Here is a 19,621-nt window from a genome sequence, read left to right as displayed (position 1 = left end):
TCGCGCGGCCCGGGCCCACCTTACGGTCCGGGGCCCATGATCTATCGTGGGTCCGCTTTCCGGGCCCGGGCCCGGAAAGCGACGGCACGACGGATCGGTAAGATTGACGAGTGACAGACACGCGCGCCCTGCCGAAAATCGGCCCCAACGACATGCTCCGGTTCGTGCTCGAACTCTTCGCCTTCATCAGCCTCGGCATCTGGGGCTTCCTGGCCTGGCCGCTCCCCTGGCCCGGGGTGCTGGTCGGACTCGCCGCCCCCGCCTTCGCCATTTTGGTTTGGGCACTGTTCCGCTCCCCCAAGGCGGTGTTCCGCCTCGACCCGTTCGGCAAGGCCTTCATCGAAATCGCCATCTTCGGCGCGGCCGCGATCGCCTGGTGGGACCTCGGATTCCCCATCATCACGGTGATCTTCGCCGTCGTCGCGACGGTCAGCGGCGTCATCTCCGGTCGCACAGAACTCCGCTAACCCGTTGCGCGAGAGCGCAAAAAGTGCCCGATTGAACGTGTCAAACGGGCACTTTTTGCGCTCTCGCGGGGCTAGGCCAACCAAGCCACCGCGGCGGCGACATCCGTTTCGGTGATGCCGTGGCCACCGGGGCGCAGCTCCGACTGCACCTTTGCACCGCGCTCCTCGAGCATGGTCGCGAGCTTCTGCACACTGCCGAGCGGAGCCATCGGGTCGGTTCGACCGTTCAGTAGCAACACAGCGGATGCGCTCAGATCTCCGGCAGCGACCCGCGCGTCGATCCCACGGTCGGCGTCGAGCGAGGGGGCGAGCGGATGCATGCCGGAGAACGCAATCACGCGAGGCAGCACCGCCGGGTGCAGAAGCGCCGTCGCCAGGGCAATATTGGCGCCGTTGGAAAAGCCGACGGCAACAATCGGCCGGTCGCCGAGCGCGTAGGTGGCGCGCGCCCAGGTCAGAAACGCGGCGAGGTCGTCAGCGCGTCGGGCCACGTCCGCGGTGTCGAACACACCCTCGGACAGTCGCCGGAACCAACGATTCATGCCGTTCTCCTGCACCCGACCGCGCGGGGCGAGTATCGCAGCGGTGGGATCGAGCGCGCTGGCGAGCCCGGCGATCTCCTGCTCGTTGCCCCCGGTCCCGTGCAACATCAGCAGCACGCGGGCGTCGTCCGATCCCGGGCGAAACAGGTGCGGCCACTCGGCCTGCGGCATCGCGTCGCTCATTCGGTGACCGAGGCGGCGACCGAGGCGGCGACCGGCGCGGCGACCGGCGCGGCGACCGGCGCTGGAGCATCCACTACCCCCGGGTTGTTCTCGGGCGGCAGCACGATCGGCGCCACCGCGTTCTCGATGGCCTCGCGGCTCGGCTCGAGCCACGGCGGCAGCTTGAGCGAGCGACCAAGTTCGAGCAGCGGCTCGTCGATGTCGAAGCCGGGGGTGTCGGTGGCGAGTTCGAACAACACGCCGCCGGGTTCGCGAAAGTAGATCGAGGTGAAGTACTGGCGGTCCAGGATAGCGGTCACGCCGTAACCGCGGTCGGCGAGCTGTTCACGCCATTCGGCCTGGGTGGCGCGGTCCGGCACCCGGAAGGCCACGTGGTGCACGCTGCCGCCGGCGGTCAGGCCGGGGGTTCCGGAGGGGTCGGCGAGCACGTCGACGAGGTTTCCGGGCGCGCCATCGCCGGCACCAACGCGAGTGCGGCCATCCGTTTCAGAGATGACGTGCATGCCGAGGTCGTCCGTGAGCACCTGGACGGTCTTCGCCGGGTCGGCGACGGTGAGCACCGACGAGTGCTGCCCGCGCACCGCGAATTCAGCGGGAACGGATGCGGAATCCCAGGGATTGCGCGGATCCACCGTTGAGGATGCCACCAGGTCGAGCTGAAGCCCGTCGGGGTCTCGCAGAGAGAGCCGCTCCTCGTGGGACGAGCGCCCGGTCACGGCGGATTCCACACCGAGCTTGGCGAAATGGTCCTTCCACCAGCCGATGCTGCCGGCCGGAACGGAGAACGCGGTCGTGGTCGACTGGCCGGCGCCGGTGTGGCCGCTGCGAATGCCGGTCCAGGGAAAGAAGGTGAGCAGCGAGCCGGGCCGGCCGGAATCGTCGCCGTAGTACAGGTGGTAGGTGCCCGGGTCGTCGAAGTTGACGGTTTTCTTGACGAGACGAAGTCCCAGCCCGGTCACGTAGAAGTCGATGTTGCGTTGTGGGGCACCGGCAATCGCGGTGACGTGGTGCAGTCCGGTGGTCTGTACGGTCATGAGGTCCTCCTAGCGAGTTTGATATTCATGCAAACGCATGAACTTGCCGCGGTATTCCCAACCCGACCACTCACGCGCGCTTTCCTGTGGCTATTTCGGGACATCGGCCACCGCCGCCCTGCGGGCGCCCCGCAATCATGCGGAAGTTCGGCGTACGGCATTGGCCTGTCCTGAATAAGCCACGCGCGCGCGACCGACCTGACGCCGCCCCATCGGACTCAGGCGGCGACGCGACGCTCGGACGGCATCCGCAGCGCATAGGCGGCGGCGATCAGCAGGAACACGGCGCCGACGGCAAATCCGGCCGAGAACGAAAAAGCGTCGACGAGCAGGCCGGCAACCAGCGGACCGACGATCGCACCGGCATCCGCGCACATGGAGAACACCGACACCGGGCGGCCCCCGCGCGCCCCGGCCGCATCGCCGACCGCCGCGGCGGGAGCGGTGCCCATGAAGGCGGCGGCGACCCCGTAGACGCAGAGCAGACCGCCGAGCACCCAGATGTTCGGTGCAAACGAGATGGCAACGATCGCGAGCCCGGCCACAGTGAATGCCCCAATAATGGCAGGTTTGCGGCCGACGGTGTCGACAAACCGGGCAGCCGGCGCAAGAGCGAGCGCCTGGGCGACGGCTGCGGCAGCCAACGCGATCCCGGTCCACGAACTCGTCCCCCCGAGCACGACGACCACGAACAGTGGAATGAGGGTGGTGCGCACCCCGAGCGAGGTCCAGCCCTGCGCGAAATTCGCGAGGCAGGCCGCGCGAAAGCGCTCGTCCCGCAGCACGGTGCGAAACGGCGTGCGCACAGCGGATGCGTCGGCGCTGGCCAGCGCGCTGCCCCGGCCGCCCGAGCGCAACAGGAACAGCCCGACCAGGCCGGCCACGGTGAGGGTTCCGGCGTAGAAGAAGAAGGGTGCGGTCAGCGAGATGGTCGCGAGCAGACTTCCGATCGCCGGGCCGGCCATGCCGCCGATGAGGAATCCGCCCTGGTAGAAGCCGATCGCGCGGGCCCGGCGGCCCGGTTCGGCCGTGCGCAGCAACAGCGTCATGGCCGACACGGAGAACATGGCGGAGCCGATGCCGCCGGCCCCGCGCAGCAGCAACAGTTGCAGGTAGCTGTCGGCCGCCCCGACCAGTCCGCTCGAGAGTGCGACAATGCCGATTCCGACGGCGAGCACGGTTCGTTCCCCGGCCCAGTCGATCAGGCGACCACAGGCGGGGCTGAACACGAACCGCATGAGAGCGAAGGCCGAGACGACCGCGCCGACCTCGAGGTTGCCGACACCGAAGCTCTGCACGTAGACCGGCAGCACCGGTACGACGACGCCGAAGCCCACCATCACGAAGAAGGCGATGACGCCGAGCACGATCACGTCGCGGTTCAGCCGCGGTTTCGGGCTGACGCCCGGTTCGGGTACAGCGGATGCCCGGAGTCGCCCCCGCACCCATCCCGCCAGTCGCATCCCTACAGCCTAAACTGCCCAGCCTCGCAACCCGTTCCCGGCCCGGGCCCACCTTATGAAACCGGGCCCGGGCCCCGTCCAGAGTGCGGTCAGGGACCGGGCACCACTGCCGCGGGGGCTACCGCACGATCAGTAGCGAGCGCGACGCGCTCTTCGCGGCCGCGACCAGGTCGTTGCCGGCATACTGCCCGGCGACCTTGTAGAGGCCACGGCTGAGCTTCGGCAGCGTCACGCTGCCGCGACCGTTCTCATCGAGCGCCACCGTGAAGCGGCGCGTGTCGACCGTGATGGTGGCAGTGTCGCCCACTTCACCCTTGCTGGTGACCGTGATCGACGCGGTGACGCGACTGGAGAAGAACACGGCTCGGTGGTTGAGGCTCACCGCAACCTTCGCGGCGTACTTCAGCACGACCCCGGCCGAGGTCGCCGCTACGCTGGGCCCGTCCGGCACCGACGCAGTGACCAGCACGGTCAGTGTCGTTCCGGCGAGCGCCGCCGTAGGCTTGAACGTCGCCGAGGTCGCGCCGGCGATGTCGACTCCGTCGCTCTGCCATTGGAAGCCGAAGGTCAAACCCGCGGTGGTCCACTGGCCGGGGTCAGCCGTCAGCACCGAACCGATCTCGGGCGTGCCCGAAATGCTCGGCGCCACCGTGTTCAGTACCGGTTCGCTGCCTTCGCTCGCCGCGATGGCGAGAACCGTTGACGCCGAGCTGTCGCCATAGTCGACCACGCCCAGATACGGCGTGTTCGGCACCAGACCGGCCCAGCTCAGCGCGTACGTGATTGGCACACCCTGCGGCCCCTGAATCGTCGGCGGCGTCGCCGCGAACCCGTTCGTGGGCTCGCCAGACGAAACCGCGAACGTGTTCACGTCAAACGTGGTCGTGCCCGAGAAGACGTCCACGATGACCTGATAGAAGCCAGCCTCCGGGTCGCTCAGGTCGACATGCTCATCGGCGGACCCGGTGGCCGACTGCCAGCCGGCGATCGGGTTGCCACCCGGGCCGTCGAGCAGCAGCACGAACAGGTCGAGGTCGGAAGCATCATCCACGGCGTTCAGGTCGAACCGTGCCAGCCGGTCGCCCTGAATCTCTACCTCGTAGGCGAACTGGTCGCCGGTCGTGCCCGCATCGGTGTGCGGGCTGGACGGGTCGTCGGCGTTGTTCTGGTGCACCCCCTTGGCCAGGCCGCTGAGGTTCAGCGCCACCGGTTCCGACCCGCCGGGGGCGACGGTCACATCGACCGTGCCGTCCACGCCGGCGCCAGCCACCTCGGTCGGGGCAATGACGGTGACCGGACGAACCGCGATCGGGCTGTGCACGATGGAGAAGAAGTCGCCAGGGTCACCCGAGCCGCCATCGCCGTAACCCCAGTCCAGCGAGCCGGTGGCGAAGACGTCGAGCGGGGCATCCGTTCTGGTGAACGTCACCGTGTAGCTCTGCGTCTCACCGACACTCGTGAACGTCATCTCGGTTGGAGAAACGACCGCATCGATGCCGCCAATCTCGATCGGAGTGGCGGTGTAGGTGCCGACCTGGACGGCCGTCACCGTGCGGGTGATCGTCTCCGGCGCCGTGAGAGCACCGATCTGGATCGACGCCAGGTTCAGGTTGCTCGCGTCTATCGGTGCAACGCCGGCATCGAACCCGATCCCCTGCAGGTAGGCCAGCCAATCGGCCGGACCACTCTGGTAGATCAACCCCGGAAAGTCCATTGCCGACGGGGTGACTTCTCCGGCACCCTGCGCGAACGGGTCGGTCACGCGCACACCGGCGGAATCGACGGTGTCCAGCGCGGTCGTCATCATGACCGACTTGATCTCGGCGGGCGTCGCGAGCGGCCGCACCCCGAGATAGAGCGCGGCCAGGCCGGCGATGTGCGGGCTGGCCATCGAGGTGCCCGAGAGGAACTGGAACGTCGGGTTTTCCCCGGCCGCGTTGGCACCGTCGGCGAGAATTCCCACGCCGGGGGCCGCGATATCGGGCTTGAGCAGGTCACCGCCGTCGGCCAGCAACGGTCCACGCGAGGAGAATCCGGCAACCTGCGGCACCGGAGTCTGCTCGGCCGTCGTGTTGTCCGGAGTGAACGTGACCGTCGCACCGCCGGTCGCCGCGTAGGCGAAGATCGGGTCGAAGGCTGGCGCATCCAGGTGGATGCTCGGCACCGAGTGCTCGTCCGGGTCGACGTCGAGCGGGGTGCGGTTGACCAGCACCATTCCGCTGCCGCCGGCCCGCAGAACCTCGTCCGCTTTGGCGACCCGGTCGTAGACGCCGCGCTCACAGAACACGATCGCGCCGGCCACCTTCGCAGTATCGAGCGAGTTCGGCGCGCAGAGCAGCGCGTCGGCCGGCTCGAAACCGTCGACCGACACGAGATCGGCCCGCACCAGGGAACCCGACAGCGGCGTCGCTCCCGGCTTACGGTCCACGGTGATCGACGCTCCGGCGTAGGCCGAACCGTTGCCAAGGGTGGCCGTGGCTTCGAAGGCCGGAATGGTGCTCGCCGCGACCGTGGTGATCCACGGGGCGACGTTGTCGACGGTCGACGGGCCAGGGCCGGCGTTTCCAGCGGATGCCGCCACAAAGATTCCCGCCGCCGCAGCTCCCAGAAATGCTTGGTCAAACGGTGAAAACGTGGTTTGAGCCGGGCTGCCGCCGATTGAGAAGTTGATCACGTCGACACCATCGGCGATCGCCTGGTCGAGGGCTGCCAGAATGTCGGAGCCGGCGCAGCCGTCATCATCCGCTGTCGTGGCATCGGGGCCGGACCAGCACACCTTGTAGGCCGCGATTTTGGCGGCCGGAGCGACACCCGAGATGGGACCGAAGTCGACGTCGTTGACGTTGGCGGCGACCTCGAAGTTGCCGCCGGCGGTGCTCGCCGTGTGCGAACCGTGCCCGTCGCCGTCGCGCGGGGAGACGTACTCGCCGGTCGCGGCCGTGCCGATCTGGTCGGCGCCGAACCCGTCGAGGTAGTACCGCGCACTGACGATCTTGGTGCTGCAGTCGCTCGCAGCGAACTGCTCGCCGGTCTGGCAGGTGCCGGTGAAGGTGCTGCCGTCGGCCTTGTTCATGGTGATCGTGTCACCGTCGAGCCATGGCTCGTCGCCGGGCGTTGTGCCGAGCGCGTCGCCGGCGAATGACGGGTTTTCCGGCGCGATTCCCGAGTCGAGCACCCCGATCACCACGCCCCTGCCGGCTTTGCTCGGGCCACCCAGCTTGGACCAGACCCCGGTCGGGCCGCTCAACTGCAGATAGTCGGTCGACGACTCGGCGGTCATGTGCAGGAGGGTGTCGGGAACCACCGACACCACGTTCTTCTTCGCGGCGAGCGCCGCCGCCTGCTTACCGCTGAGCTCTGCCGAGAATCCGTTGAGCCCGAGCGTGTACGACGCCCCCACCGTGGCGTCAACGGATGCCGCCAGTTCACTCTGCAGGCGAGTCAGGTAGTCCCGGTAAGTTTCGGCCGAGCGACTCTGCGCGTCGAGTTTGGCGCCCAGGCCGGGCATCGTCGCCGAGAACCCGTTGACTCCGCCGCGATACAGGGCGACAGCATCGTCGCTCAGGGTCACAATGTAACGGCCCGCGGTGAAGTCCATCCGCTGCCCGCTGGGCGAGCCGATGCTTCCGGCGAGGCCGGTTGCGGCTGGCGCTGCCAGCGCGGGCGGCGCCCCGCCGACGAGTGTTGATGCGCCCACCAGGGCAATGGTGACGGCGGCGGCGATTGTGGCGCGGCGCCGTGTGCGCGATGTGAACGCTGGCTTCAGCGCAGCATCCGGCGACGACATCGTGCGCCTGAAGAAAGAACTCACGTGGGTGTCCAATCCGATAAGGGTGTGAGGTGGTCTCGTTCCACAACAGAAACAAAAACTGTTCCGATGCACAGTTCGCTCGTGACCGTAGCGCGCTCGGCCACCCCCGGATAGGGGCAGTCCCCAGGTCCCGCAGGCGGGGAGTCTGGGTCAGCTCTGCACGACCTCCGACGTTTCCGCAACGGCCGGCGCACTCGCCGGCTGACGCACCGCCGGCTCACCACCAGCGCGCAGATTCGGGTACCGCAGCGGGTCGGCATCCACTCGTGTACGCAAAAAGGACCCCGACCGAAAACGGTCGAGGTCCTTTGGGCTGGTTCAGGTTACGCCAGGCGGGTCTGCAGGTTCTCAGCGAGCGAGGCGAGGAATTCTTCGGTGGTCTGGTACGTCTGGTCCGGGCCGACCAGGAGTGCGAGGTCCTTGGTCATCTTGCCGCTTTCGACGGTCTTGATGACGACGTCTTCGAGGGTCAGGGCGAACTCAGCCAGGGCTGCGTTATTGTCGAGCTTCGCCCGGTGGGACAAGCCGCGGGTCCAGGCGTAGATCGACGCGATCGGGTTGGTCGAGGTGGGCTTGCCGAGCTGGTGCTGGCGGTAGTGACGGGTCACGGTACCGTGGGCTGCCTCGGCCTCGACGATCTTGCCGTCGGGGGTGGAGAGCACGCTGGTCATGAGGCCGAGCGACCCGAAGCCCTGTGCGACGGTGTCGGACTGAACGTCGCCGTCGTAGTTCTTGCAGGCCCAGAGGTAGCCGCCCTCCCACTTCATGGCCGAGGCGACCATGTCGTCGATGAGGCGGTGCTCGTAGCTGAGACCGGCCGCTTCGTACGCCGTCTTGAATTCGGTGTCGAAGATGTCCTGGAAGATGTCTTTGAACCGGCCGTCGTAGGCCTTGAGGATGGTGTTCTTGGTCGAGAGGAACACCGGCACGTTGCGCTCGAGGCCATAGCTGAGCGTGGCCCGGGCGAAGTCGGTGATCGACGAGTCGAGGTTGTACATGCCCATGGCGACGCCGTCGCCGGGAGCTTCGAACACCTCGAAGGTCGACGGCTCGCTGCCGTCCTGCGGGGTGAAGGTCATGCTGAGCGTGCCCTTGCCCTTGAAACGAAAGTTGGTGGCCTTGTACTGGTCACCGTAAGCGTGACGGCTGATGATGATCGGCTTGTTCCAACCCGGCACGAGGCGCGGGATATTGGAGATGACGATCGGCTCGCGGAAGATGGTACCGCCGAGGATGTTGCGAATGGTACCGTTCGGCGAGAGCCACATCTTCTTGAGGCCGAATTCTTCAACCCGCGCTTCGTCGGGCGTGATGGTCGCGCACTTCACGCCGACGCCGTGCTTCTGAATGGCGTGGGCCGCGTCGATCGTGATCTGGTCGTTGGTTTCGTCGCGCTTCTGAATGGAGAGATCGTAGTACTCGAGGTCGATATCGAGGTACGGATGAATGAGCGTTTCCTTGATCGCGTGCCAGATGATACGGGTCATCTCGTCGCCATCGAGCTCGACAACTGTTCCCTCAACCTTAATCTTCGACAAAAATATCTCCTCTTTATTCAGTGTGGCCGTCACGACCACCGTCAAGCTTACTAGAGGCCGGCAACTATCTTGACATCGAGATAAATTTGCGAGATGAATTGCGGGGGTCAAACGCCCTCTCGACTACCGGCTACCCCGGACGCACGTTAGCCTGAACACATGGGTGAGCTGAAGCTGGAAGAATTATCTGCACGAAACATCGTCGCGGCCAACAATCTGAGCCTCAAGCCTGGCCAGGAACAATTCATTGCACCGGTCTCGTATTCGGTCGCCGCCTCGGTGATCAACCCGGCCACCTCGTGGCAGCGCGTGGTGCTCCTCGACGGCGTCGTCGCTGGTTTCATCCACGGCAACTTCGACCCGAACTCCGAGCACGAAGAATTTCGCGCCTGCATCTGGCGCATCAACGTCAACGCGGAGACCCAGGGCCAGGGCGTCGGCAAGTTCGCCGCGGAAGCCCTCGCCACCGAAGCCCGTGAACGCGGATTCGACCACGTCAACGTCATCTGGGAGCCGGGCACCGACGGCCCGGAGGCCTTCTTCCACCGGCTCGGTTTCGTCGATGTCGGCGAAACCCAGTTCGGCGAGGTCATCGGCTCCCTGCAGCTCTAATTTCTTTAGTGAGTGGGCCCGAGGACTTCGTCTCCCGGGTGCTCGGCGTGGTCGATTCGATCCCGCCGGGTCGGGTGATGACCTACGGCGGCGTGGCCGCGCAGCTCGGTTCCCGCGCCGCCCGTGCCGTCGGCCAGGTAATGGCCCGCTACGGCTCCGACGTGGCCTGGTGGCGGGTGATTCGCGCCAGCGGGCATCCGCCGATCGGTTATGCGGCCCAGGCGCTGCCGCACTACGAGGCCGAGCACACGCCGTTGCTGCGGTCTGCCGCTGCCAGCACCATCGAAGCGGATGCCGCCTACCGCGTCGATTACCGCGCCGCGCGCTGGTCACCGCCCACGTAGCGCGCTCGATTGCCGCGCCGCGCGCTCGGCTCAATCACAGCGGTCGCCGCGCACATAACGGTGCCGGGCCCCAATCCTGGCCCGGAACCGGCATCTCGCGCTGAACCTTCAGCCTTGGTCGGTGACGCCCTGCTGCGCGGCCTGGGCACCCTGGATCAGGCAATCACCGCCGAGAAACTCGCCGCCGCCTGGCGGGTACTTCTGATGGAGGTGCCGGGGATGAATACCGAGCAGGCCTACAAACGGGCCAGACAGATGCGCGTCGAGCCAAAGATGCCTCCGGCGATCTCACCTGCGACGATCAGATCAACAAGTGGGTGGCTGCGGTTCGCGCCGACCCACCAGACAAATGTGCTTGCGGCGGCCGTTCCGACAAGAACACCGCATGCCATTCCGGCCAGCCTTCTTTGCCACCACCCCACAGTGACAGCAACGAGCTGAGCGTCGGGAACGTGAACCACGAGCCGCAAAATGCGGTGCGCCAGTTTGCCCAGCATTCCGTCGCTCGCAGCAGCAGCCGCCGCCGCCGCAACAATTGCGATCGCCACCAGTGTGCACGTCGTCAAATTGGTTAAATCGATCAACGAGAAAGTGCTCATATCTGTATGTCTATGTATGAAGTTATGTCGTGTCTAGCTAATACAAACTTCAGGACATAATCGTCATGTCGCCAGACGCATCTCCGAACCCCATGAATACCTCGGCCTCCTGCCCGACGAGTCCCGCCCTGCTCGACTACACAAATTGCCCGGCTTCGCGAGGCGCGGGAGCCCTGGCCGGACCCGAAGTCCCGCGCACTGGCTCAACTGCCGCGCAGCGTTCTCGACCGCCACCGCTGTGGTCTCGAAAGTCCCGCACAGTGGCGCATCTCCAGGGCAGCGCGTCGCAGCGCGCCATCGCCGAGCGGATGCCCACTGCCCGATTTCCCGTGCACTGGCGCAAGTCCCGCGCAATGGCGCAACCGTAGCGCGGCACAAACTCGTTGGCCGGGGCGACGAGGAGGCTCGTCGCCCCGGAGGCCCTTACACCAGGGAGTCGCGCCAGGCGGCGTGCATCGTCGCGAAGCGGCCGGTCCCCGAGATGAGGTCGTTCGGGGTGCCGTCTTCCACGATGCGGCCGTGTTCCATCACGAGTACCCGGTCGGCGATCGCGACCGTCGACAGCCGGTGCGCGATGATCACGGCCGTGCGATCGGCCAGAAGAGTCTGCAGCGCCTCCTGCACGAGCCGTTCGCTGGGAATGTCGAGCGACGACGTGGCCTCATCGAGGATGAGCACCGCCGGGTTCGCCAGAAAAGCCCGCGCAAACGAAATCAGCTGGCGCTGACCGGCCGACACCCGCCCGCCGCGTTTGTTCACGTCGGTGTCGTACCCGTTCGGCAGGCTCTCAATGAAGTCGTGAGCACCGACGGCGGCCGCGGCGGCGCGAATTTCTGTCGCCGAAGCATCCGGTTTGCCGATGGCGATATTCTCGGCGACTGAACCACTGAACAGGTAGGCCTCCTGGGTGACCATGACGATCGCCCGGCGCAGGTCCTTGGGGTGCAGGTCGCGCAGGTCGACGTCGTCGAGCCGCACCCGGCCATCCGTTGGATCGTAGAAGCGGCTCATCAACTTGGCGAGGGTGGATTTGCCAGCTCCGGTCGATCCGACCAGGGCGATGGTCTGCCCGGCCGGAATGTCGAGGTCGAAGTGCGGGAGAATCTCCCGATCAACCTGATACGCGAACTGCACATTGTCGAATCGCACCCGCCCGCGAGCCTCCCAGAGGTCGACCGGGGCAACCGGATCGGGCACGCCCGGGCGCTCCTCGAGCACACCCGAGATCTTCTCGAGCGCCGCCGCGGCCGACTGATAGGAGTTGTAGAACATCGCCATCTCCTCCATCGGATCGAAGAACCGGCGGGTGTAGAGCAGCGTTGCGAGCAGCGCGCCGATGGCCAGCTGGCCGTCGGCCACCCGAAATCCGCCGACGAGCAGCACGGCCGCGACCGTCACGTTACCGATCAGCACGAGCCCCGGATCAAACACTCCGAACAGCTGAATCACGCGCGCGTTGACCATGCGGTAGCTTTCGACGAGTTTGCCGAACACCCTTTCGTTGTGCTTTTCGGTGCGAAACGCCTTCACCGCGCGAATGCCGGTCATGGTCTCGACGAAGGTCACGATCAGGCTCGCCGAGGCGACCCGGGACTGTCGAAACAGGCTCTGCGAGCGCACCTGGAACCAGCGGGTGAGAATCACCAGCGGTAGCAGCGCGCCGAGCAGCACGAGTCCGCTGGTGCCGTCGAGCAGCACGAGTGCGATCGCGGTGAACGACATATAGAGGATGCCCTGTACCAGCTGGTTGATGCCCGAGTCGAGCAGCTCCCGAATGGCGTCGAGGTCGCTGGTCTGGCGCGAGATGATGCGGCCCGAGGTGTACGACTCGTGAAACTCCAGGCTGAGCTTCTGGGTGTGCAGGAACACCCGCTTGCGCAGGTCGATCAGCACGGCCTGGCTCACGCGGGCGCTCAACACTGTGTACCAGGCGATGAGCAGCGCGCCGAGCACCCCGGCGACGAGATAGATGGCGCCGGTCGCGGCGAGCGGCATCCAGTCTTGCTTGAGCAATGCGGGCAAGCCGCGGTCGATGCCGAAGGCGATCAGCGCCGGGCCGGACACCTGCGCGGCGGTCGAGACGACCACGACCAGCATGGCAAGCACGACCTTGGCGCGCACCGGAAACAGCAACGAACCAAGCAGCCGCAGCGAACGAGCCCGAATCTGTTTGCTTTCGGCCTTGGTGAAGTCGTGGCGTTCCTCGCCCTTGACGCCGCTGACACTCACAGCGATCCTCCCGCTCGGTTCGATTCTCTGCGTTCTTCGTCTTCGAGGCTGGAGATGACGAAGGTGTAGTGCGGGCTGGTGCGCAGCAGCTCCGAGTGCGTGCCGACCGCAGTGATACGGCCGTTCTCGAGCAGCGCCACCCGGTCGGCGAGCATGACCGTCGACGGACGGTGCGCCACGATGAGCGCCGTGGTGTCGACGAGAACCTCGCGCAGTGCGTTCTCCACGAGCGATTCGGTGTTCACATCGAGCGCCGACAGGGGGTCATCCAAAATCAGAACGGATGGCCGCGCCGCGACCGCGCGCGCCAGCGCCAGGCGCTGCCGTTGCCCGCCGGACAGGCTCATGCCTTCCTCGCCGACCAAGGTGTCCACGCCGAGAGGCAGGTCGTGCACGAAACCGGCCTGCGCGATCTGCAGGGCCTGCGCGAGCGCGGCATCCGCTTCGGGAGTGTTTTCGGACAGGTCGGCACGCCCGAGCAGAACGTTGTCCCGGACGGATGCCGAGAACAACGTCGCATCCTCGAATGCCATGGCCAGGTGGCTGCGCAACTCCTCGCGACTGAGTGCCCTCACGTCGACGCCGTCGAGCGTCACAGCGCCTGCGGTCACGTCGTACAGGCGGGTCGTGAGCGCGGTCAGGGTGCTCTTGCCGGAGCCGGTGAGCCCGACCAGCGCCATGGTCTCCCCCGGTTCGAGCACGAGGTCGATGCCGTCGAGCAGGTCGGGAAAGCGCTCCGGCGAATCCGGGTAGCGAAAGTGCACGTTCTCGAAGGCGAGTCGGCCGAGCGGCGCGGCCAGGGTGGACGCCTTGTCGGGGTCGGTGATCTCGTTCGGGGTGTCGAGAATATCAAAGAATCGGTCGGTTGCGGTGCGCGAGTCGAAGGTCATCGACAGCAGAAACCCGATCGACTCCACCGGAAACCGCAGCACGGTTGCGGTGGCGAAGAACGCCAGCAGTTCGCCGCCGCTGAGGTCGCCCTGGCTGGTGAGCCAGACGCCGGTCACGAGGCAGAGCGCGAACGCCACGTCGGGCACGAGCAGCAACCAGAGCCAAATTCCGGCGATGGCGCGTGCCTTCTCGATCTCGGTTCCGCGCAGGCTTTCCGCCTGCGAGGCGAAGTTCTTCAGCGCAAACGAGCCGCGCCCGAACGCTTTCAGGACGCGAATGCCGTGCACCGACTCCTCGACGGCGGTCGCGAGGTCGCCGGCCTGATCCTGGCTGCGGCGCGCGATCACCGAGTACTTCTCCTCGAAGACGTAGCCGTAGATCCAGATCGGAATGGAACAGACGACGAAGATCACGCCGAGCAGCCAGTGCATCCAGAGCAGAATGGCGACGCCGACGACGATGGTGAGAAAGTTGACGACGAGCAGCACGAGTCCGAACGACACCCAGCGGCGAATGAGGTTGAGGTCGCTCACGGCCCGCGAGAGCAGCTGGCCGCTCGGCCAGCGATCGTGAAAACTTACCGGCAGGTCCTGCAGCCGGGCATAGAGGTGGTTGCGCATGCGCGCCTCGATGTGGGTGCCGGGGGTGAGCACAAACCAGCGGCGCAGGGCGATCATGATGGCCTCGAGCACACCGAGAGCGAGCACGATCCACACGGCTGGCCAGATCTGTGATGCGCTGTCGCCGTTGCCGACCCGGCTCAGCGGGCCGTCCACCAGCCAGGCCAGAACCTGTGGGATGGCCAGGGCTACGAGACCGGCGAGCAGCGCAGCCACCATGCCGAGGTAGATGCGCGGCAGGGCCGGCTTGGCGTAGGGGTAGAGCCGTTGCAGGCTGCGGAACGTGTTGGCCCGGCCTGCGGGGACGTCTGCTTCGGACGGCGGTACGAGTGGAGCGGTGGTGGTCATGGTCCAGTCCTGATGATGATGCGGCTGCGCCCCGCGCCCCCGAATTTCAGAGTGGGCGGTGCAGCGAATGACTGTGGTCGCCAGACCAAACAGTACCGGCGACAGGAAAATTGCAAACGACGACACTTATCGGCGCTACAAACGCGTCAGCGGGGTGCCCAGCGGCCGTGATGAGTGGATGCTGACGGGACAAGATCGATGCCGGCGTCGGCACCAGGCCGAGCGCGACAAGAAGGTGGCTAGTCGACGAGGGACGCAGTTGCGGCGGGGACCGGGGCACCGGCGCCAAAGTGAGCGCCGTCGTTCGCAATCAGTGCGAGCGTGATCGGTGCTGTCTTTGTCATGTCTGCCTCCTGGGCGCCTGAAAGTTATGTGTGTCTCATGCCCCCCGGATCAGGCAGCCTTCCAGAATATGGGAAACCGGGGGCGGAAGGCAAGGATTTTCTGGTGCGGCAGCATCCGCTTGCCGCGCGTCGCCCACTCGGCAATTCACAGGTAGGTGTCCCGTAGTCTGGGTGCAACGTCTATCGCGGGCATGCCAATTTCTGTGCCATCGCGAGTTCCGGAAGGATTCTTCATGCTGCCCACCCTGTTCGGAATCGATTTTCTCGACTCTGAGTGGCTGATCCATTCGTTTGGATCGTTCGTGCTTCTGGGCGTTGCCGTGGTTGTGTTCGTCGAGACCGGCTTCATCGTACTGTCGTTCCTGCCGGGTGATTCGCTGCTGTTCACGGTGGGGTTGCTCACCGCGACCGGGGTGGTGCCGCTGCCGATCTGGGTGACCTGTCTGGTCGTATTCGTGGCAGCGTTCGCCGGCGATCAGCTCGCCTATGTCATCGGCCGAAAAGCGGGGCCAGCGGTCTTTTCGCGGGAGAAGAACCGATTCTTCAACCCGAAGAACGTCGAGCGCACCAACGCCTTCTTCGCCAAGCACGGCGGCAAGTCGATCATTCTGGCCCGTTTTCTGCCCATATTTCGGGCCTTCGTGCCGGTCGCTGCCGGCGTCGGCAAGATGCGCTACCGCAGCTTCGTGACCTACAACGCGATCGGGGCCTTCGCCTGGGGCGTCGGCCTCACCCTGGTCGGTTACTTCCTCGGCCAGTTCGCATTCGTCGCCAAATACTCCGAGTTCTTCATCATCGGCATCATTCTGCTCTCCGGCATTCCTATTCTCACGGAGCTGGCCAAGGCTGCCCGCACGACGCTCAAGGAGCGCCGGGCTGCCGCGCGGGTGCTGCCGACGATACCAGCCGACCTGCGCGAGTAGTCGCCGGCGGCGCCGGCCGCAGGCCCGTTCGTGGCCGGAACCCGCGCCGCGCCCGTGGCCGTGCCCGTGGCCGCGCCCGATATCGGCAGCGGTCCGGTAATCGGCGTAGCGGCCACCCGTTTCGGGCGCAGTCCTGAATACGCCCAGGGACTGAAGAGGCTACCGGGCGGCGTGCAGGCGTGCAGCGGCGAGCATCTCGGCGGCCGCGAGCGTCGTGATCTCGCTCGCGCGGGCATCCGTGAAGATCTGCGTCAGCACGGTGCCGATAGCAGCGACGCGGGCCGTGATCTGGCCAAGGTCGGCGTTCGGCTCGCTCGCCATGGCGAGGTAGACGACTCCCCCGGCGTTGACGACGAAATCCGGTGCCCAGAGGATGCCTCGCGCGCCCAGCTGGTCCGCTCCGGCAGGCACCGCGAGCTGGTTGTTGGCGGCGCCGCACACGCCCAGCACGTTCAACTCCGCGATAACGCCGGACGTCAGCACGCCGCCGAGGCCGCACGGCACGAACAGGTCGGCGTGCACGCGGTGCGCGTCAGCGACCGACACCCAGCTCGCTCCGAGCTCTTCGGCCAGGGCGTGCTTGTCGGGGTTGATATCCGTGACGGTGAGCGTGGCCCCGGCCGCGGCGAGGGCTCGGGCCAGGCGTCCGCCAACCTGGCCGAGTCCGGAGATGACGAGGTGGCGGCCGCGTACCTCCCGGCTGCCGAAGAGCGCCTCCAGGGTGGATTCGATGCTCGCGTAGACGCCGGCCGCCGTTGCATCGGCCGGTTCGCCGACGCCGCCGCTCGCGGCGGGCAGCCCGCAGACATGGTTCGTGCGTTCGGCGACGATCGCCATGAGTTCGGCGCTCGTGCCGACGTCTTCGGCGGTCATGTACGCGCCGTTCAGGCTCTCGATCGCGTCGCCGAGGTCGAGCATCGCCAGGCGCTTCTCGGCATCGGTCAGCACGGTGCCGAGCGGCAAGTAGATGACCGATTTGCCGCCGCCGAGATTGAGGCCCGCGGCCGCGTTCTTGAGGGTCATGGCGGCAGAAAGGCGCAGGGCGTCGGCTACGGCGTCGGTCCAGGTGGCGTACTGCCACAGGCGCGCACCGCCGAGGGCCTGGCCGAGCCGGGTGGAATGAACGGCGACCGTGATCAGGAGCCCTGAGCGTTCTCCCGTTGTGATCAGCACTTTCTCGTGGGAAAGTGGAATCTGTGCGAGGGAATCGAGGGCGGCGGCTGGGTGCGTGAGGGTCATGGAAACTCCGTTGTGTCGGGCCTTGTGAGCCGAGTGCGGTGGCGCCGTTATGTGGCACCGCCTCGAACAGGATAACTGGCACGCGCTGCGGGGGGGGAACACCTGCGCGGCCCGGGTACGCAAAAAGCACCCTGACTGCGAGATTCAGGGTGCTCTGCGCGCGCTCTAGTGGAAGAAGTGGCGCTCTCCGGTGAAGTACATCGAGACGCCGGCCGCGGTGGCTGCGGCGATGACTTCGGGGTCGCGCACCGATCCGCCGGGCTGCACGACGGCCTTGATTCCGGCGACGAGCAGAACTTCGAGCCCGTCAGCGAAGGGGAAGAATGCGTCAGAGGCGGCGACCGATCCCTCGGCCCGCTCGCCGGCGCGGCTCACGGCGAGGTGGCAGGAGTCGACCCGATTGACCTGGCCCATTCCCACCCCGACGGATGCCCCGGCATGCGCGAGCAGAATGGCGTTCGACTTCACGGAACGGCAGGACTTCCACGCGAATTCCAGGTCGGTGCGAGTAGCGGCATCCACTTCGGGGCCGGCCACGAGGGTCCAGCCGGCCGAGCTGAATTCTTCAAAGCTGTCGGTCTGCTGCACGAGCAGGCCGCCCGAGATCTGGTGCAGTTCGAGCGAGGAACGCTCGTAGTCGGCCGGCAGCTCGAGCAGGCGAATGTTCTTCTTCTGGGTGAGCAGCTCGACCGCAGCCGGCTCGAATCCCGGGGCGACGAGCACCTCGGTGAAGATTCCGTTGACCGTTTCAGCCATGGCGAGCGTGACGACGCGGTTCGCAGCGATCACGCCGCCGAACGCGGAGATCGGGTCGCAGGCGTGCGCACGCAGGTGGGCTGAAGCGATTCCGTCCGGCGCGTTGGGCTTGGCGATGGCGATTCCGCACGGGTTGGCGTGCTTGACGATCGCGACGGCCGGCTCGCTGAAGTCGAAGGCGGCCCGCACCGCGGAATCCGCATCGACGTAGTTGTTGTACGACATTTCCTTGCCGTGCAGCTGTCGGGCCTGGGCGATGCCGCGACCCCCCTCGCCGACGTACAGCGCGGCGGCCTGGTGCGAGTTCTCGCCGTAGCGCAGAATTGCTTCGCGGGTGACCTCGATGCCGAGCCCCTCGGGGAACGGCGCCTCTTCCTCGTCCTCGTCGTCGTCGGCCGCCGCAAACTCGACGTCCTCATCGAGCGCCTCGACGTCGTCCTGCCACTGGTCGTAGACGTTTTCGGTGAACCAGGCCGACACGCTCAGGTCGTAATCGGCGGTGTGCTCAAAGGCGAGCGAGGCGAGCTTCTGGCGCAGCTTGAGGGTCGAACCGCCAGCAGCGACGGCCTCGATGATCTCACCGTAGCTGGCCGGGTCGACGACGATCGCCACGTTGGCGTGGTTTTTAGCGGATGCCCGCACGAGCGCCGGTCCGCCGATGTCGATCTGCTCGATCACGTCGGCCGGTTCGGCACCGCTCAGGGCGGTTTCCACGAACGGATACAGGTTGACGACAACGAGCTGGAAGGCCTTGATGCCGAGCTCGGCCAGCTGCGCTTCATGGGTTTCGAGGCGCAGGTCGGCAAGGATGCCGGCGTGCACGCCCGGGTGCAGGGTCTTGACCCGGCCGTCGAGTGATTCCGGAAACCCGGTGACGGCCGACACGTCGGTGACGTCGTAGCCGGCGGCGCGGATCGTGGCCGCGGTGGATCCGGTGGAAACGATTTCGACGCCATCCGCTTTGAGAGCGGCGGCCAGGTCGAGCAGGCCGGTCTTGTCGCTCACGGAGATGAGTGCGCGCTCGATGGTGATCTGGTCCCGGTTACGGTACGTGCTGGGCGCGTTGGTGTGTCCACTCATGCTTTGGAGTTCTCCTTGAGGTTCATATGTCCGTTTGCGATGTCGAGCACGGCCTGGATGAGTAGGCGTCGTTCGACGATCTTGATGCGATTCTGCAGGGAAGTTTCGGTGTCGCCGGGCTCGATATCGACGCGTTCCTGGACGAGAATGGGGCCCTCGTCGACGCCGTTATCAACGACGATGATGCTCGCGCCGGTCTGCACGGCGCCGGCGGCGAGGGCGTCACGCACGGCGTGGGCTCCCGGAAATTCGGGCAGATAGGCCGGATGCGTGTTGATCAGGTTCGGCGACAGCGCGGCGACGACGCGCGGCGGCAGCAGTCGCATCATGCCGCTGAGTATGACCAGGTCGGGCTGCCACTGCTGAATCTGGGCGAGCAGTTCGTCGCCCCAGGCCGCCCGGTCTTTAAACGACGAGAAGGGAACGGAGAAGGCCGGGATTCCGAATTCGATCCCGAGCTCCAGCCCGTCGGCGTCGCGGTCGGCGCCGATCGCGATGACTCGCGCCGGAAATTCGGCGTCTTCGGACACCTCGAGCAGGGCTCGCAGGTTGGATCCTCCGCCGGAGATCAGCACGACAATAGACAGCACCGTTTGAG

The 19,621-nt window shown here is 66.4% G+C and carries 15 protein-coding genes; 4 read left to right on the top strand and 11 right to left on the bottom strand.

Going from position 1 to position 19,621, the window contains the following annotated elements:
• Positions 1–110: 110 nt before the first annotated feature.
• Complete coding sequence (locus CXY80_RS08685; protein WP_233195169.1) at positions 111–467, top strand: YrdB family protein; 357 nt, start codon at positions 111–113, stop codon at positions 465–467.
• Positions 468–538: 71 nt separating this feature from the next.
• Here the strand turns inward: CXY80_RS08685 and CXY80_RS08680 are convergent, their stop codons facing one another.
• From CXY80_RS08680 to CXY80_RS08660, 5 genes are all read right to left on the bottom strand, one after another.
• A complete protein-coding gene (locus CXY80_RS08680) occupies positions 539–1,192 on the bottom strand; it encodes an alpha/beta hydrolase (protein ID WP_092449630.1) in 654 nt (217 codons plus the stop codon).
• Positions 1,189–2,226, bottom strand: coding sequence for a ring-cleaving dioxygenase (locus CXY80_RS08675; protein ID WP_104132253.1), 1,038 nt, complete (start codon positions 2,224–2,226; stop codon positions 1,189–1,191). Before CXY80_RS08675 ends, CXY80_RS08680 begins: the two co-directional genes overlap by 4 nt.
• A gap of 218 nt (positions 2,227–2,444) precedes the next feature.
• Positions 2,445–3,689, bottom strand: coding sequence for an MFS transporter (locus CXY80_RS08670; protein ID WP_092449626.1), 1,245 nt, complete (start codon positions 3,687–3,689; stop codon positions 2,445–2,447).
• Positions 3,690–3,807: 118 nt separating this feature from the next.
• On the bottom strand, positions 3,808–7,500 hold the full coding sequence (locus CXY80_RS08665; protein WP_233195166.1) for a S8 family serine peptidase: 3,693 nt from the start codon (positions 7,498–7,500) through the stop codon (positions 3,808–3,810).
• A gap of 323 nt (positions 7,501–7,823) precedes the next feature.
• Entirely contained in the window at positions 7,824–9,038 is a 1,215-nt protein-coding gene (locus tag CXY80_RS08660) for an NADP-dependent isocitrate dehydrogenase (protein WP_092449622.1), read from the bottom strand.
• A gap of 159 nt (positions 9,039–9,197) precedes the next feature.
• Between CXY80_RS08660 and CXY80_RS08655 the strand changes: the two genes are divergently transcribed.
• Both CXY80_RS08655 and CXY80_RS08650 read left to right on the top strand, forming a co-directional pair.
• Positions 9,198–9,650 carry a GNAT family N-acetyltransferase gene (locus CXY80_RS08655; protein WP_092449620.1) on the top strand — a complete coding sequence of 151 codons (453 nt, stop codon included), beginning with the start codon at positions 9,198–9,200 and terminating at the stop codon, positions 9,648–9,650.
• A gap of 8 nt (positions 9,651–9,658) precedes the next feature.
• Positions 9,659–9,994, top strand: coding sequence for an MGMT family protein (locus tag CXY80_RS08650; RefSeq protein ID WP_369828664.1), 336 nt, complete (start codon positions 9,659–9,661; stop codon positions 9,992–9,994).
• Between the two features lie 236 nt (positions 9,995–10,230).
• On the opposite strand, the gene CXY80_RS08645 is transcribed toward CXY80_RS08650, so the two are convergent.
• The 3 genes from CXY80_RS08645 to CXY80_RS08635 form a co-directional block, all read right to left on the bottom strand.
• The gene (locus CXY80_RS08645; RefSeq protein WP_104132250.1) at positions 10,231–10,593 is read right to left on the bottom strand and encodes a hypothetical protein; all 363 of its coding nucleotides are present in this window, start codon (positions 10,591–10,593) and stop codon (positions 10,231–10,233) included.
• A gap of 423 nt (positions 10,594–11,016) precedes the next feature.
• Entirely contained in the window at positions 11,017–12,822 is a 1,806-nt protein-coding gene (locus tag CXY80_RS08640; RefSeq protein ID WP_104132249.1) for an ABC transporter ATP-binding protein, read from the bottom strand.
• The gene (locus CXY80_RS08635; RefSeq protein ID WP_104132248.1) at positions 12,819–14,681 is read right to left on the bottom strand and encodes an ABC transporter ATP-binding protein; all 1,863 of its coding nucleotides are present in this window, start codon (positions 14,679–14,681) and stop codon (positions 12,819–12,821) included. The genes CXY80_RS08640 and CXY80_RS08635 overlap by 4 nt, the downstream gene beginning before the upstream one ends.
• 577 nt (positions 14,682–15,258) lie before the next feature.
• Between CXY80_RS08635 and CXY80_RS08630 the strand changes: the two genes are divergently transcribed.
• Positions 15,259–15,948, top strand: coding sequence for a DedA family protein (locus CXY80_RS08630; protein WP_092449610.1), 690 nt, complete (start codon positions 15,259–15,261; stop codon positions 15,946–15,948).
• A gap of 159 nt (positions 15,949–16,107) precedes the next feature.
• Here CXY80_RS08630 and CXY80_RS08625 read toward each other — a convergent pair whose 3' ends face one another.
• The 3 genes from CXY80_RS08625 to purN all read right to left on the bottom strand — a co-directional run bounded on the left by CXY80_RS08625 (position 16,108) and on the right by purN (position 19,613).
• On the bottom strand, positions 16,108–17,187 hold the full coding sequence (locus CXY80_RS08625; RefSeq protein WP_092449608.1) for a Glu/Leu/Phe/Val dehydrogenase dimerization domain-containing protein: 1,080 nt from the start codon (positions 17,185–17,187) through the stop codon (positions 16,108–16,110).
• 165 nt (positions 17,188–17,352) lie between these two features.
• Positions 17,353–19,023: a bifunctional phosphoribosylaminoimidazolecarboxamide formyltransferase/IMP cyclohydrolase gene (gene purH / locus CXY80_RS08620; protein WP_092449606.1), complete on the bottom strand. Its 1,671-nt coding sequence runs from the start codon at positions 19,021–19,023 to the stop codon at positions 17,353–17,355.
• A complete protein-coding gene (purN, locus tag CXY80_RS08615; RefSeq protein ID WP_092449603.1) occupies positions 19,020–19,613 on the bottom strand; it encodes a phosphoribosylglycinamide formyltransferase in 594 nt (197 codons plus the stop codon). The genes purH and purN overlap by 4 nt, the downstream gene beginning before the upstream one ends.
• Positions 19,614–19,621 lie beyond the last annotated feature (8 nt).

The organism is Cryobacterium sp. M91 (assembly GCF_002929615.1).
Lineage (GTDB): Bacteria > Actinomycetota > Actinomycetes > Actinomycetales > Microbacteriaceae > Cryobacterium > Cryobacterium levicorallinum.
Note: the sequence above shows the minus strand (reverse complement) of the source record. Positions and strands in the feature narration are given on the sequence as shown.

Excerpts from the sequence above, each read along its gene's own strand:
- purH (WP_092449606.1), bottom strand. The coding sequence starts at position 19,023 with ATGAGTGGACACACCAACGCGCCCAGCACGTACCGTAACCGGGACCAG.
- CXY80_RS08625 (WP_092449608.1), bottom strand. The coding sequence starts at position 17,187 with ATGACCCTCACGCACCCAGCCGCCGCCCTCGATTCCCTCGCACAGATT.
- CXY80_RS08680 (WP_092449630.1), bottom strand. The coding sequence starts at position 1,192 with ATGAGCGACGCGATGCCGCAGGCCGAGTGGCCGCACCTGTTTCGCCCG.
- CXY80_RS08645 (WP_104132250.1), bottom strand. The coding sequence starts at position 10,593 with ATGAGCACTTTCTCGTTGATCGATTTAACCAATTTGACGACGTGCACA.
- CXY80_RS08670 (WP_092449626.1), bottom strand. The coding sequence starts at position 3,689 with ATGCGACTGGCGGGATGGGTGCGGGGGCGACTCCGGGCATCCGCTGTA.
- CXY80_RS08630 (WP_092449610.1), top strand. The coding sequence starts at position 15,259 with ATGCTGCCCACCCTGTTCGGAATCGATTTTCTCGACTCTGAGTGGCTG.
- CXY80_RS08655 (WP_092449620.1), top strand. The coding sequence starts at position 9,198 with ATGGGTGAGCTGAAGCTGGAAGAATTATCTGCACGAAACATCGTCGCG.
- CXY80_RS08675 (WP_104132253.1), bottom strand. The coding sequence starts at position 2,226 with ATGACCGTACAGACCACCGGACTGCACCACGTCACCGCGATTGCCGGT.
- CXY80_RS08635 (WP_104132248.1), bottom strand. The coding sequence starts at position 14,681 with ATGACCACCACCGCTCCACTCGTACCGCCGTCCGAAGCAGACGTCCCC.